We start from the raw sequence: 14,344 nt of genomic DNA on the forward strand, positions 1-14,344 counted from the left end.
AGGCAAGGCCGAAAGACCAGGGGAACCATCATGCTCACCTTTCTCAAGCGAGCCTGGATACCGCTTGTCGTCGTGGTCGCCGTTGCCCTCGGCGGCATCGCGGTGCAGCGACTGCGTGGCGTCTTCGGCTCCGACAAGCTGTTCTCGACCACCGGCAGTGCCGCGGAGACGATCGTGCCCTTCAACCCAAAGACCGTGACCTACGAAGTATTTGGGCCCAGTGACACCACAGGAAGCCTGAGCTATCTGAACAAGGACGCCCAGGCTGAGGAGGCCAGGTTCAGCAGCCTGCCCTGGACGTACACGATCTCGACGACCAATCCGGCCGTCATCGCCAACGTCGTGGCGCAGGGGGACAGCGACCGAATCGGTTGCCGCATCACCGTCAACGGCGATGTCCGGGATGAGCAGTCAGCGACCGGTCATCACGCCCAAACCTTCTGTCTGGTGAAAGCCGCATGAAAACTGACACTGACACCCGCCCGCGCTTCATGCGATTCGTCCGGGCTTTCGCCATTCCGATCATCCTGTTGTGGTTCCTTTTGACCCTTGCCGTCAATCTCCTTGTGCCACCGATTGAATCGGTGGCCCGTACCCATGCGGTGACGATGTCCCCGCAGGACGCACCGGCCATGATCGCCGCCAAGCGCATCGGCGCGACGTTCCACGAATCTGACTCCGACAGCATCGTCATGGTCGTCCTGGAGAGCAAGAAAGACCTCGGTGACCAGGCGCACGCCTACTACGACGGTCTGGTCAAGAAGCTGGCCGCGGACACCAAACACGTTCAGCACGTGCAGAATCTGTGGGGCGACCGCATCACCGCGGCCGGGTCGCAGAGCGGGGACGGCAAGGCCGCCTACGTCCAGATCAATGTGGCCGGCAACCAGGGCAGCACGCTGGGCAACGAGTCCGTTGACGCCGTCCGCAAGATCGTCGATGAGTCGAAGCCGCCCCCGGACATCAAGACATACGTCACCGGTCCGGCGGCGCTGACCACGGACATGAATGAAGCCGCCGACAAGAGCATGTTCAAGATGATGGGCGTGACCGGTGTGGTCATCATGATCATGCTTTTCATCGTCTACCGTTCCGTCGTCACCGTGCTACTGGTTCTGGTGATGGTCGGCTTCGAAATGGGCACGGCCCGAGGCGTCGTCGCGATTCTGGGCAACTACGACCTGCTGGGCTTCTCCACGTTCGTGGTGGCTATGCTCTCGTCATTGGCGATCGCGGCCGGGACGGACTACGCAATCTTCCTGATCGGGCGCTACCAGGAGGCGCGGCAAGCCGGGCAAGACCGGGAAACCGCCTACTACACGATGTTTCGCGGTACCTATCACGTCATTCTGGGCTCCGGGCTGACGATCGCCGGCGCATCCTTCTGTCTGCACTTTGCGCGGTTGTCCTACTTCAAGGCTCTCGGCATCCCGTCGGCAGTGGGATTGCTCGTGGTGATCGCCGGTGCATTGACCGCGGCGCCGGCCGTCGTCGCGGTCGCGACCCGATTCGGACTGCTCGATCCCAAGCGGATGATCAAGACGCGGGGATGGCGCCGGATGGGGACGGCAACCGTTCGCTGGCCCGGGCCGATTTTCGTCGCATCACTGCTCATCGCCCTCGTCGGCCTGCTCGTGGTGCCGACCATGTCGATCAGCTACAACGACCGCTACTACATCCCGTCCGGTCTGCCGTCGAACGTCGGATACAACGCCGCGGAAAAGCATTTCAGCGCGGCCCGGCTCAACCCCGACATCCTGATGATCGAGGGTGATCACGATATGCGGAACTCGAGCGACATGATCATCCTGGACCGGATCGCCAAGGACATCTTCCGGACCCCCGGAATCGCCCGGGTGCAGAGCATCACCAGGCCGCTGGGCGGACCGATCGAGCACAGTTCGATTCCCTTCCAGGTCAGCATGCAGTCGCTGCCGATCCAGCAGAACCTGCAGTTCATGAAGGACCGGATGGCCGACATGCTCACGATGAGCGACGATCTCGGCGTCATGATCGCCTCGATGCAGCGCATGCAGGGGCTGGTGAACCAGATGAGCGGCACGACGCACCACATGGTCGGCGACATGGGCACGATGAAGGCCACCCTGGACGAGATGAGGGACCATCTCGCCGACTTCGACGATTTCGCCAGGCCGTTCCGCAGTTATTTGTATTGGGAACAGCACTGTTTCAACATTCCAGCCTGCTGGGCGGCGAAATCGGTGTTCGAGGCGATCGACGGTGTGGACAAGTTCAGCGAGGACATGACCACCCTGCTGGGCGACATGCACAACATCGACGCCCTGCTGCCCAGGATGGCCGCCGAATTTCCTCCGATCATCGCGGTGGCACAGTCGATGCAGGGCACGCTGCTCACGCTGCACAGCAGCTTCTCCGGGCTGGTCACTCAGATGTCACGGATGACCGACACCGCAAGCGCGATGGGCCAGGCCTTCGACTCGTCCAAGGCCGACGACTACTTCTATCTGCCGCCCGAGGCATTCGACAACCCGGACTTCCAGCGGGGCCTGAAGCTGTTCTTGTCGCCCGACGGGAAAGCGGCGCGGTTCATCATCACCCACGACACCGACCCGGCGACGCCCAAAGGCATCGCGGCCGTCAAACCCGAGCTCAACGCCGCGCACGAAGCGGTGAAGGGCACGCCGCTGGCCAATGCCAAGTTCTACCTCACCGGCACCGCCGCGGTGTACAACGATATCCAGACCGGCTCCCAGTTCGACCTGCTGATCGTCGGAATAGCCGCTCTGACATTGATATTCGTCGTGATGGTGGTGATCACACGGGCCCTGGTCGCCTCGCTGGTGATCGTCGGCACGGTGCTGCTGTCGCTGGGCGCCGCGTTCGGGCTGTCCGTCCTGGTGTGGCAGCACATCCTCGGTCTGGAGCTCAACTGGATCGCACCGGTGTTCGGCCTGATCATCCTGCTGGCAGTCGGCTCCGACTACAACCTGTTGCTGGTCTCCCGATTCCAGGAGGAGATCGGCGCGGGTCTGCGGACCGGGATCATCCGCTCGATGGGTGAAACGGGCGGCGTCGTCACCGCCGCGGGCCTGGTGTTCGCGTTCACCATGATGTCCATGGCTGCCAGCGACCTGAGTTCCATCGGCCAGGCCGGCACCACAATCGGGCTCGGCCTGTTGTTCGACACGTTGATCGTGCGCTCCCTGATGACACCGTCGATCGCCGCTCTGCTCGGCAGGTGGTTCTGGTGGCCGCTCAAGGTGCGGCCCCGCCCCGCCAGCTACATGCTGCGGCCCTTCGGTCCGCGCCGGCTGGTGCGCTCGCTGCTGTTGGGCGAAGAAGCCGATGCGCCCCGGCCGGCAGAACGCCGCGAGGAGAAGGTGGGGGCCGGCGTCTGACGGGGCGAAACCCTCAGACGCCGCGAAAGACGCCGCTACCGGAGTCAGGCAAGCGACTCCAAAGTCAGTGGGCGCGAATGATCCTCATCATTCTCAGATTGATGCGGGCGAAACGCCACAATTGCACGAAGGGGTTTCGGCGCCTGCGCAGTGTCGAATCGGTAGGAAGCGGGGCATCGGCAATGCGTTCGGCGGTCAGCACATTGACCTCCGAGTCCATGTCTTTCACGGGAGCACCTTTCACTCGGGGATCAGCCACCAGAACGGCCGTGCCTTCGCCTTGTAAATGAACAGGTAGTGCAACAATGCCTTGATCCAATGTCCTGCCAGGCCGAGTTCGCCTGAGGTGCCGGCGATGTCGCGCCCCGTCTGCGGATACTTGGCCGGATCGGGCACGACGGGGAACATGGTCATCGCAGCCGCTGATCCCTCGCGTAATCCGGTGCCTGCCGATGCGACGCATGCGGCGCCCATACTCGCCATCGAGGCGCGGTGCGCGGGAGCCGCGGCCCCGTTGTCGATACGATCCCGAATCGTTGCGGCCACCGTCTTGGCCATCACACCCGATGGCATGCCGGTGCGCGGCGGGCTGGGAGTGATGACGGTACCGTTGCGGCTCTTCCGCGGCTTCGAGATCGGGTGTGGCGGCGCGAAAGCGATCCCCGGCGCAAATATGTTGGGATAGGCCGTTGACTCGTAGGTGTGCGGCCAGTCCTCGGCGCTCCACTCGTCAAAAGGCTTGCCGGAGTAGTCGGCGTCCACTTTCAGGAAGCCGGACGGAGCGAACAGCAACGACGTGATGTCGTTGCCCTCTCTGTCATAGGCGGCCAGGCTGGCGCCCCTGAAAGGGGGCAGCAGCATGGCGAAGTCGAAGTCCAGGTCATGCTCTGTGCCGTCGAGCTGCTCATATCGCAGCTTGCCGTCCATCACCTCGTGCACGGCTGCCTGGGTGATCGCCTTGACACCGCGCTCACGGAACAACGACTCGGTCCATAGGCGGCTGGACTGCACAAAGCCCTTCTCGACGAAGCTCATGCCGCCCACGCCGAAGTCGCCAAGCTCGTATTCGTTTGTCAAATAGACGATTTCGGCCAGGTCGCGAACCCCGGCGGTACGCAGGGTGTGTTCTACATTGAAGGCGTATTCGAACGCTGCGCCCTCGCACGTGCAGGTGCCGTGCCCGACTCCGATGACCAGGCGTTGCTGATGGCCGGCCTTCAGTTTGGCGATGACCTCATCGAGGGCCTTCGCCGCCTCAGTGGCGTGGGCCGCGGTACAGACTGAATAAGAATGTCCCTGCGGTCCAAGACCAGGGGTTGCCGCGAAATTAAGCTGGGGCCCGGTGGCGTTGACGAGATAGTCGTAGGTGAGATTGCCGATCTCGCCCTGGCGCGCCCGGTCGGTATAGGTGAAGTCCACCGATGGCATCGACTGCTCGCCCTTGCCCTCTGGATAGATCGCCGTCGCGAGACCTTGATGAAAGACGATTCCCTTGCGCCGATAGATCGGCTGCAGGGGGATGAGCACCTTTGAGGCATCCATCCTGCCGACCCCAACCCAGATGTTCGACGGGATCCAGTTCCAATCGGCATTCGGGGAGATTACGACGACTTCGTGCTTGCGGTTCAGCCATCGGCGGAGATGCAGCGCGGCAGTGTGTCCCGCGATGCCGGCGCCGAGGATGAGGACTCGTGCCATATTTCGCTCCCTCTCTGCAAAGACCCCCAACGCTCAGCGGGCGTGGACGCTCGTTGAGAGTATACCCCGTAGGGTAGACGAACGGCGACCCCCGGCGAGCGGCCTATTGCCAGAGTGGCCCGTGTTGGTGCGGCGTTCCTAGGGTCGAATGACCTTTATCGGCGGAACTCGGGCGCGCCCCGCACGACGTCGCTGTGCGGGAATACCCCTCGGGGTATAACGGTTTCAGTAGGTACGAGCGGCCTGGCTGTTCCAGGATCCCCTGGACCGGCTCGCTGCCAGAGATAAGGAAGAGCAATGACCGTCAAATCCCTCACCGCCACCGACTTCGAGGCAACGATCGTCGACAATTCGATTGTGCTGGTTGACTTCTGGGCCCCGTGGTGCGGACCGTGTCGTGCGTTCGCGCCGGTGTTCGAGCGGTCCGCGCAGAAGCACGCCGACGTCGTGCACGCCAAGGTCGACACTGACGCCGAGCGTGAGCTGGCCGGCACGGTCGGTATCCGGTCGGTGCCCACCATCATGGCGTTCCGGGATGGGATCCTCGTTTACAGCCAGGCCGGGGCGATGCCGCCCGCCGTCCTGGAGGACTTGATCACCAAGGTCCGGGGCCTGGATATGGACGCGGTGCGCGCCAAGATCGCACAGCGTAAGGCCGGGGCGAACGCATAATCGGCCGGGTCAGGCAATGGCGCCGGCGTCTTTGAGGGCGGCGATGCGGTCCCAGTCCATCCCGATCTCCATAAGGACGATTTCGGTGTGCTCGGAGGCTTGTGGTGCCCGGGTGGTTTGCAGCGGCTCGTGGTTGAACTGAACCGGTCCGCGTACCACTTTGAATGGCGCTCCGCCGCTGGCCACTTCGACCTCTGAGATCATGTCGTTGGCGAGCGCCTGCTCGTCCTGGGCCAGGTCGAGCAGGCTCTGGAACGGCGCCCACTGACCCTTCATGGTCTTCAGGTGCTGTCGCCAGTACGCGAACGGTTTGGCGGCGAACGCGTCGGCGATGAGCTTGCCGGCCGCATCGGCATTCTGTATCAGGGGCAGCACTTCGGAGAAGCGAGGATCGTTGGCCGCCTCCGGAATTCCGAGATGCTCGAAGGTATCCCGGATCAGCCCGGTCGGGCTGATGATGCAGAGGTTGATGGTGCCGCCGTCGGAGGTCAGGTAGTTGCCCATGAACGGGTTGACCGAGGGGGCGAGAGATCCGGGCATGGGTGTGCGCATCACCTCTCCGGCCTCCATGCCCTGGGTGACGCTCGCACCTGCCGCCCACCACGCGGTGCTCAGCAATGACACGTCGAGCTCGACAGCTTCGCCGGTGCGTTCCCGGTGCAGCAGTGCCGCCGAGATGCCCCCGGCGATGAACATCCCCCCGATGGAGTCGCCGAACGCCGGAATGCCTTGCCCCAGCGCGCCACCCAGTTCCGCGGGGGTCAGGGCGTAGCCCACGCCGCTGCGGGTCCAGAAGGCCGTGCCGTCATACCCGCCGGTGTGCCGTTCGGGCCCCTTGTCGCCATACGCCGACCCGCGCGCGTAGATGATGCCGGGATTCGCCGCGCGGATGTGCTCCACGTCGAACTTGTTCTTCTGGCGCTGCGCGGGAAGGTAGTTGGTGAGAAAGACGTCGGAAACCTTGGCTAATTCGTAGAGCACTTCCTGACCGCCCGGTGTGGCCACGTCGATACCGACGCTGCGTTTGCCGCGGTTGGGGTGCTCCATCAGGGGATGGCGGTCCGGGTTGATCTGGATGCCGCCCATATTGAGGAAGCCACGCTGGGTGTCTCCGCGCAGGGGGTGTTCGACCTTGATGACGTCGGCTCCCCAGTCGGCGAGGATCGCTCCCGCCGCCGGGACGAAGGTGAACTGCGCGACCTCGAGGACCCGAATGCCCTCCATCACCCTGATCATCGGCGGACCTCTTTCCCTGGGCGGCGTCGAACGTGAGACCTACTGTAGTCAGTACGGTATAGGGCTACGCATTCCCGGGCTGTCGCTGCGCCGCGCAGGCGTCCGTGAAGTGATCTCCGAGAGGCGTCTGATCAGGCATTCTTCTGACTTCCGACGGTCTCGGCGGTCATTGCAGAAAGCAGTACCGATAGGTATACAGTATGTACTGGGCGGCCGCGCGTCGGCGGGTCACGCAGCTTACTGGGGAAGGACGTCCACGATGGCAACGCTGGGCTACCAGGCGATCGACGTCGACAATCACTACTACGAACCGATCGACTCGTTCACCCGCCACCTGCCGAAGGAGTTCAAGCGACGCGGCGTGCAGATGCTGCGGGACGGCAAACGAACCTGGGCGGTGATCGGCGAACGCATCAACCAGTTCATCCCCAACCCGACCTTCGACCCGATCATCGAACCGGGCTGCCTGGACTTGCTGTTCCGCGGCGAGATTCCCGACGGCGTCGACCCGGCCTCGCTGATGAAGGTCGACCGGCTGGAAAACCATCCGGAGTATCAGAATCGCGAGGCCCGGGTGCGCGTGATGGACACCCAGAATCTCGAGACGGTCTTCATGTTGCCGACCTTCGCCTGTGGCGTCGAGGAAGCCCTCAAAGGCGACATCGACGCCACCATGGCCTCGGTGCACGCATTCAACCAATGGCTGGACGAGGACTGGGGATTCGATCGTCCCGATCACCGCATCATCTCCGCGCCGATCATCTCCCTGGCCGACCCCGAGATGGCCATCCAGGAGGTCGAATTCGTGCTCGGCCGAGGTGCCAAGATGGTGCTGGTCCGGCCGGCTCCGGTGCCTGGCCGAGTCAAGCCCCGCTCGCTCGGGGACCCGGTGCATGACCCGGTCTGGGCCCGGCTGGCCGAGGCCGGCGTTCCCGTCGGGTTCCACCTCAGCGACAGCGGCTATCTGGCCATCAACGCGCTGTGGGGCGGCAAGGCCACCTTCGAGGGATTCGGTAAGAAGGACCCGCTCGACCAGGTGCTGCTGGACGACCGCGCGATCCACGACACGATGGCCTCGATGATCGTGCACCAGGTCTTCACCCGGCACCCCACGCTGAAGGTCGCGAGCATCGAGAATGGCTCGTACTTCGTCTACCGGCTGATCAAGCGGCTGAAGAAGGCGGCCAACACCGCGCCGTACCACTTCAAGGCCGACCCGGTTGAGCAGCTGAGGAACAATGTCTGGATCGCGCCGTACTACGAGGACGACGTGAAGCTGCTCGCCGAGACGATCGGCGTGGACAAGATTCTGTTCGGCTCGGACTGGCCACACGGAGAGGGCCTGGCCGATCCCATGTCGTTCACCGCCGACATCCCGCAGTTTCCCGAGTTCAGTACCGAGGACACCCGGAAAGTGATGCGCGACAACGCCCTTGATCTGCTGGGCGCGAGCGTCACGGTGTAACACGCACGATGAGCGAATGGACCATCGGAGCGGTACTGGATGCGGTCGCCGACGCCGTGCCTGATCGGCTGATGACCGTCTGCGGCACCCGGCGAAGCACATTCGCCGAATCCGCCGACCGAACCCGCCGAGTAGCCAACTACCTGGCCGGCAACGGTTTCGGCGCGCACGCCGAACGTGCTGCGCTGGGCAACTGGGAATGCGGGCAAGACCGGGTCGCGCTGGTCATGCACAACGACCTCTACCCCGACATGGTCATCGCCTGCCTGAAAGCGCGGGTGGTACCGGTCAACGTCAACCACTACTACACCCCACGCGAAGTGGCCGACCTGCTGGCCTACGTCAGGCCGCGCGGCGTCATCTACCACCGATCTCTCGGTGCGAAGTTCGCCGATGTGCTGCCCGGCGCAGACCTGCTGCTGTCGATCGACGACGGCCGCAATGCCCCCCAGCTCGCCGGCGCGGTATCACTCGAAGACGCGCTGGCACAGGGCGATTCCGACCACACCAGCACACCGTCACCGGACGACCTGCTGATGATCTGCACCGGCGGTACCACCGGCCGGCCCAAAGGGGTGTTGTGGCGGCAGGCGGACATGTACGTCGCGTCGATGAATGGAGACGACCACGAGGGCGTGGCCGAGATTCACCAGCGGGCGCGACGGGCCGGCGCGCCCTGGTTTGCGGTGTCCCCGCTGATGCACGCCGCGGGTATGTGGACCGCCTTCTCGGCCATCCTGTCCGGGCAGACGGCCGTCCTGTACGACACCCGCCAGAAGTTCGATCCCGCCGCGGTGCTCGAGATCGCCGAACGCGAGAAGGTCGGCCTGATGACCATGGTGGGCGATGCCTACGCGGCGCCGCTGGTGGAGGAGCTCGGCCGGCGCAGCTACGACCTGTCGGCCCTGTTCGCGATCGGCACCGGCGGGGCGGCCACCAACGTCAAACATCAACAAGCGCTGTTGAAGTATCTCCCGCACATCACGCTGATCAACGGATACGGCTCGTCCGAAACGGGAAACATGGGTTTCGGGCACAGCCGCCAGGGTGCTCAAACCGACACCTTCACGATCCGGACCGGTGGCCTGGTGCTGTCGGAGGATTACCGGCGCTTCCTCGAGCCGGGCGAACCGCAGATCGGCTGGGTGGCCCGCACCGGCCGTATCCCGTTGGGCTACTTCGCCGACGAGGCCGCGACCGCAAAGACATTCCCGGTCGTCGACGGGCAGCGGGTGGTGATTTCAGGCGACCGTGCTTCGCTGGAGGCCGACGGCACGTTGCGGTTGTTCGGCCGGGATTCGCTGGTGATCAACACTGGCGGCGAGAAGGTGTTCGTCGAGGAGGTCGAGGAGGTGCTGCGAGCACACCCGGCCGTCGCCGATGCCTTGGTAGTGGGCCGCGCCAGCCAGCGGTGGGGACAGGAAGTGGTCGCGCTGGTCGAGCCCCGGGATGTGGGCGAGCTGGACACGGCCGCGCTGCAAACGCACTGCGCCGCCGAGTTGGCGGGGTTCAAAGTTCCCAAGATGTTTCTCGTGGTAGATCGCATCCGTCGGCTCGGTAACGGCAAGGCCGATTACCGATGGGCCACCTGCCACGCCGAAAACTCAAGCACCGCAAGGACATCCCGCCAATGACGCCACCTGACCCACGGCCGGTGATCGACTGTCTCGTCAATGTGCACTTCGGTGAAACCGAAGCCCAGCCCGAGTTCATGAACAGGGTGCGCGACGACTACTTCAAAGGTCCGCAGTCGATGTTCGACCCCGTCGACCTCGGCGCGTTGCTCGATGAGATGGACGAACACGGGGTGCGCAAGGCCATTCTGATGGACAACCTTGCCAAACCCTCGGTCACCGCACGCAAGTTCACCGAAGAGCGGCCGGATCGATTCGCTCTCGCGATGGGCGGGATGAACCTGCTGCGTCCGGTCAAGTCGTTGCGGGAGTTGACCGCCGTGGCAGCCGACCTACCGGTGGCCTACGCGGTGGTGGGCCCCAGCTTCTGGGCCGACGGCCAGTATCCGCCCAGTGATGCGGTGTACTACCCGCTGTACGCCAAGTGCGCCGAGATCGAACTGCCGTTGTGCGTCAACACGGGTCTGCCCGGACCGCCCATCCCCGGCGAAGTGCAGAACCCGATTCACCTGGACCGGGTGTGTGTGCGTTTTCCGGAGCTGAAGCTGTGCATGATCCACGGCGCCGACCCGTGGTGGGACATTGCGATACGGATGCTGATCAAATACCGCAACCTGCGGCTGATGACCTCGGCGTGGTCACCGAAGCGGTTGCCGGACAGCCTAATTCACTACATGCGCACCCGCGGTCCCGACAAGGTCATCTTCGCCTCCGACTGGCCGGTACTGCGCCAGCACCGCGTCGTGCCCGAGGCCAAAGCGCTGGACCTGCCGGTCGAGGTCCTCGACAACTACCTTCACAACAACGCCAACGAGTTCTTCTTCGGCGCCGGAAAGGATCAGGAGCGGTAACGAATGGATCGCTACGAATTACGCCGGATCGACTACAGCCTGACCGAGGATCACAAGGCCCTGCAATCGGCCTACCGAGAGCTGCTGGACACCCATTGCCCCATCGAGACCGTCTGGGCCGCACAGGAGACGGGATTCGACAAGAGCCTCTGGGAGCGGTTGTGCGCGATGGGCGCCAGCTCGATGGCGGTAGGGGAGCACGCGGGCGGTGACGGGGCGACCCTGGTGGATCTGGCATTGGTCGCCGAGGAACTGGGGCGGGCACTGGCACCCGTGCCGTGGATCGATCACGTCTGCGCGGCGCGCCTCGCCGAACGGCTCGGTGCGGTGACATCGGACGCGGTCGACGGCAACCGCATTCTCGGCCTGGATATCGCCCCGGAACCCGCGACCGGCCGGCGTCTTGTCCCGTCCGCCGCGGTTGCCGATGGTGTGATCGTGCGTGCCGGTGACGACATCCTGCTGCTGAGTTTCGCCACCCGCCCCGAGCGGGTGCCCAATCTCGGCCAACTGCCGATGGCCTGGGTGGATCCCGATACTGCCGATTCGCGCACGGTTCTGGGTACAGGCCCGCAGGCCGTCGCCGCGTACCGTCGTGCCGTCGAGGAATGGCGGGTGCTGACCGCCGCAGCACTGACCGGTCTGGTCGAGCAGACGATGACGATCGCGGCCGAGTTCGCCAAGACGCGTTACACCCTGGGAGTGCCCATCTCGACGCTGCAGGCGATTTCGCATCCGCTGGCCAACATGGCGATCGCCGTCCAGGGCGGCCGCAACCTGGCGCGGCGCGCCGCATGGTTTCTCGACAACGAGCCCGACGAGCGGCCCGAATTGCCCGGGTGCGCATTCGTGTTCATGGCCGAAGAAGCGCCCAAAGCGGCGACCATGGCGGTGCACATCCAGGGCGGTCTCGGGGTATCGGTGGAAGCCGCCGCGACGGCGTATCTGGTCCGGGCCCGGGGGTGGGCGCTGGCCGGAGGCGACCCCGGTCTGACGGCAAAACAGGTGGGGCGCATGGTTGCCGAGCGGGAAAGCGTGTAATCGCAATGGATTTCAGCCTTGTTGCACTCAACGACGATGACCGGGCCTTTCTCGCCGAGACCCGTGCGTTCCTCGCCGAACACGTCACCGACGAGGTTCGCCGGCGTGACCGGGAAACCGGCGACAACTTCGACGAGGGCGTGCATTTGGCCTTCGGCGGGGCCGGATATCTGGAGAAAGAGTGGACGCCGTTGTCCGCAGGCGGCTTCACCCGGGTGCGCCGTCGCATCTGGGAGTTGGAGAAGCGGCGCGTGCATACCCCGTGGGTGACCTGGGGCACCACGGCGATGGTGGCGCGCGCCGTCGCCGCCTTCGGCAAACCCGAACTCGTCGAGGAGGTGATGCCGAAGGTGTTCACCGGCGAGGTGCGCATGTGCCTGGGCTACACCGAACCTGAGGGCGGCTCGGACATTGCAACGTGCAAGACCCGCGCCGTGCGCGACGGCGATCAATGGGTGATAAACGGCTCCAAGATGTTCACCACCGGCGCCCACAACTGTCAGTATGTCTTCCTCATCACCAACACCGACCCCGGTGCGCGAAAGCACAAGAGTCTGACCATGTTTCTGGTCCCCCTCGACCTGCCCGGCATCGAGATCCAGGGCATCCGCACCGTCGACGGCGACCGGACCAACATCGTGTACTACAGCGATGTCCGGGTCGACGAGAAGTATCTGCTCGGCGAGGTCAACGGGGGGTGGACGGTATTGCGGGGACCTCTGGACGCCGAGCACGGTGCCGTCGCCGCGGCGCCGGACGGGTTGCAGGACGTGGCGATCATGCAGCATCAGACCGGGTTCATGTCCGCGGCCCTCGATGCCGTGGCAGCCCGGGTGGGACAGCCGGATGCGAGCGGGGTACCACCGATCGACGACGGGTCGGTCGCATATCGGCTGGGGCGCAGCGCGGCTCGGTTGGAGGCGGCGCTGTCGACGCCGAGCATTTTCGGCCGGGTCGCTCAGGCGCAGACCATGCGCGACATCGGGCCGGACCTGATGGATGTCGCCGGCCCGGCGTCGGTGCTGCCCATCGAGACCGACGGTGCCGCCGACAATGGGACCTCGGAATACCTGTACCGCTTTGCTCCACTGGCCGGGATCTACGGCGGCACGCTGGAGGTGTTCCGCAACATGATCGCCCAGCACGTGCTGGGCCTCGGCAAGCCGGCCTACTCAGCACCCGTGGGTTAGGTATGCCAAGTGGGGCTCTGCCCGGACTCCCACTTCGCTTCCAGCGACTTCGTGATGGTGGTGCCGCTTGCCAGGTTGACCCGGAACCGGGTGCGATACGCGTTCTGAGGCAGAATCATTCGCCTCCGCCCCGGGTGCGGCGCAGCCGGCGCCCGCGCCTGATGTCTTTGCGCGCGGCGGCTTCTTTCTTCGCCAGGGCACGAGTGTCTTTGGGCGGCAACTGCAATTCGTGTTCGGCCTCGATCCCGGCCTGCAGCTGCCGTCCCCGTTCGAGTTCGGCGTCGAGTTCAGCACCGAACAACAGCGCGAGATTGGTGATCCACAGCCACAGCAGGAATACGATCACGCCGCTCAGCGCGCCGTACGTCTTGTCGTAACTTCCGAAATGGCTGACGTAGAAACCGAATCCGACTGACGCGGCGGCCCAGACCACAATCGCCACCCCGGCCCCGACGCTGATCCAGCGAAACCTGGGCTGTCGGACGTTGGGTGTTGCGTAGTAGAGGATCGCCACCACGAGCGTGACGATCGCCAGTATGGCCGGCCACTTCGCGATCGACCAGGCTGTCTGGGCGGCGCTGCCCAAGCCGAACGCGCTGCCGACCGCCCCGGTGACCGGGCCGCTGATCACCAGCATGAAGGCCACCGCCGCAGCCAGCACCAGGCCGGCGAACGTCAGTCCCAACTGCAGCGGACGCAGCTTCCATATCGGGCGGCCCTCGCCGATCTCGTACACGCGGTTCATCGCGCGCCCGAAGGCGCCGACATATCCCGACGCCGACCACAGCGCCGCCAGCGCGCTGAACACCAGTGCCAGACCGGCCGAGGGGTTGTCGACCACCTGCGCAATGGGCTGGCGCAGCATGTCCACCGCCGACGCGGGCGCCACACCGGCGACCATTTCGAGCAAGGCGTCGGTGGTACGGCGCCCTTGACCGACCACGCCGAGCAACGAAACCAGCACCAGGAGCGCCGGAAACAGCGAGAGCACCGCGTAGTAGGTGAGTCCGGCGGCGAGGTCGAGACATTGATCCTTGCTGAACTCGTACGCGGTCTTGCGCAGCACGAACAACCACGACGCCCTGGTGAGGTCGTCCGGGGAATCGGGTTTACGCGGGTCGTCGGGATCGGGCGCGCAATTGCGCTCGTCATCGGCGTCGTGTCGGGCCATACTCTC

The 14,344-nt window shown here is 64.7% G+C and carries 13 protein-coding genes; 8 read left to right on the top strand and 5 right to left on the bottom strand.

Annotated features, from left to right (window positions below; all coding sequences use genetic code 11):
• The first annotated feature begins 30 nt into the window (after positions 1-30).
• Both QXH22_RS14345 and QXH22_RS14350 read left to right on the top strand, forming a co-directional pair.
• Positions 31-462 carry an MmpS family transport accessory protein gene (locus QXH22_RS14345; RefSeq protein WP_306245086.1) on the top strand — a complete coding sequence of 144 codons (432 nt, stop codon included), beginning with the start codon at positions 31-33 and terminating at the stop codon, positions 460-462.
• On the top strand, positions 459-3,380 hold the full coding sequence (locus QXH22_RS14350; RefSeq protein WP_306245084.1) for an RND family transporter: 2,922 nt from the start codon (positions 459-461) through the stop codon (positions 3,378-3,380). Before QXH22_RS14345 ends, QXH22_RS14350 begins: the two co-directional genes overlap by 4 nt.
• A gap of 64 nt (positions 3,381-3,444) precedes the next feature.
• Here the strand turns inward: QXH22_RS14350 and QXH22_RS14355 are convergent, their stop codons facing one another.
• Both QXH22_RS14355 and QXH22_RS14360 read right to left on the bottom strand, forming a co-directional pair.
• Positions 3,445-3,609: a hypothetical protein gene (locus QXH22_RS14355; protein WP_306276947.1), complete on the bottom strand. Its 165-nt coding sequence runs from the start codon at positions 3,607-3,609 to the stop codon at positions 3,445-3,447.
• Positions 3,610-3,620: 11 nt separating this feature from the next.
• Positions 3,621-5,078, bottom strand: a complete 1,458-nt coding sequence (locus tag QXH22_RS14360) for an NAD(P)/FAD-dependent oxidoreductase (RefSeq protein WP_306245080.1) — start codon at positions 5,076-5,078, stop codon at positions 3,621-3,623.
• Between the two features lie 297 nt (positions 5,079-5,375).
• Here QXH22_RS14360 and trxA point away from each other — a divergent pair, with 297 nt between their 5' ends.
• The gene (gene trxA, locus QXH22_RS14365; protein ID WP_306245078.1) at positions 5,376-5,750 is read left to right on the top strand and encodes a thioredoxin; all 375 of its coding nucleotides are present in this window, start codon (positions 5,376-5,378) and stop codon (positions 5,748-5,750) included.
• Positions 5,751-5,759: 9 nt separating this feature from the next.
• On the opposite strand, the gene QXH22_RS14370 is transcribed toward trxA, so the two are convergent.
• Positions 5,760-6,974 (bottom strand): CaiB/BaiF CoA-transferase family protein, encoded by a 1,215-nt coding sequence (locus QXH22_RS14370; protein WP_306246394.1) that lies wholly within the window; start codon positions 6,972-6,974, stop codon positions 5,760-5,762.
• A 271-nt stretch (positions 6,975-7,245) separates the two neighbouring features.
• Between QXH22_RS14370 and QXH22_RS14375 the strand changes: the two genes are divergently transcribed.
• From QXH22_RS14375 to QXH22_RS14395, 5 genes are read left to right on the top strand one after another with little or no spacing between them, the layout of a single operon-like run.
• Positions 7,246-8,451 (top strand): amidohydrolase family protein, encoded by a 1,206-nt coding sequence (locus QXH22_RS14375; RefSeq protein ID WP_306245076.1) that lies wholly within the window; start codon positions 7,246-7,248, stop codon positions 8,449-8,451.
• An 8-nt stretch (positions 8,452-8,459) separates the two neighbouring features.
• Positions 8,460-10,085: an acyl-CoA synthetase gene (locus tag QXH22_RS14380; protein WP_306276089.1), complete on the top strand. Its 1,626-nt coding sequence runs from the start codon at positions 8,460-8,462 to the stop codon at positions 10,083-10,085.
• Positions 10,082-10,936 carry an amidohydrolase family protein gene (locus QXH22_RS14385; protein ID WP_306276090.1) on the top strand — a complete coding sequence of 285 codons (855 nt, stop codon included), beginning with the start codon at positions 10,082-10,084 and terminating at the stop codon, positions 10,934-10,936. The genes QXH22_RS14380 and QXH22_RS14385 overlap by 4 nt, the downstream gene beginning before the upstream one ends.
• A gap of 3 nt (positions 10,937-10,939) precedes the next feature.
• The gene (locus QXH22_RS14390) at positions 10,940-11,977 is read left to right on the top strand and encodes an acyl-CoA dehydrogenase family protein (protein WP_306276091.1); all 1,038 of its coding nucleotides are present in this window, start codon (positions 10,940-10,942) and stop codon (positions 11,975-11,977) included.
• A 5-nt stretch (positions 11,978-11,982) separates the two neighbouring features.
• Complete coding sequence (locus QXH22_RS14395; RefSeq protein ID WP_306276092.1) at positions 11,983-13,167, top strand: acyl-CoA dehydrogenase family protein; 1,185 nt, start codon at positions 11,983-11,985, stop codon at positions 13,165-13,167.
• Here QXH22_RS14395 and QXH22_RS14400 read toward each other — a convergent pair.
• Positions 13,164-13,286, bottom strand: a complete 123-nt coding sequence (locus tag QXH22_RS14400; protein WP_306276094.1) for a hypothetical protein — start codon at positions 13,284-13,286, stop codon at positions 13,164-13,166. The two genes, QXH22_RS14395 and QXH22_RS14400, sit on opposite strands and share 4 nt — an antisense overlap.
• On the bottom strand, positions 13,283-14,338 hold the full coding sequence (locus tag QXH22_RS14405; RefSeq protein WP_306276095.1) for a YihY/virulence factor BrkB family protein: 1,056 nt from the start codon (positions 14,336-14,338) through the stop codon (positions 13,283-13,285). The genes QXH22_RS14400 and QXH22_RS14405 overlap by 4 nt, the downstream gene beginning before the upstream one ends.
• Between the last annotated feature and the right edge of the window lie 6 nt (positions 14,339-14,344).

This window comes from Mycobacterium sp. TY814 (assembly GCF_030755175.1).
Lineage (GTDB): Bacteria > Actinomycetota > Actinomycetes > Mycobacteriales > Mycobacteriaceae > Mycobacterium.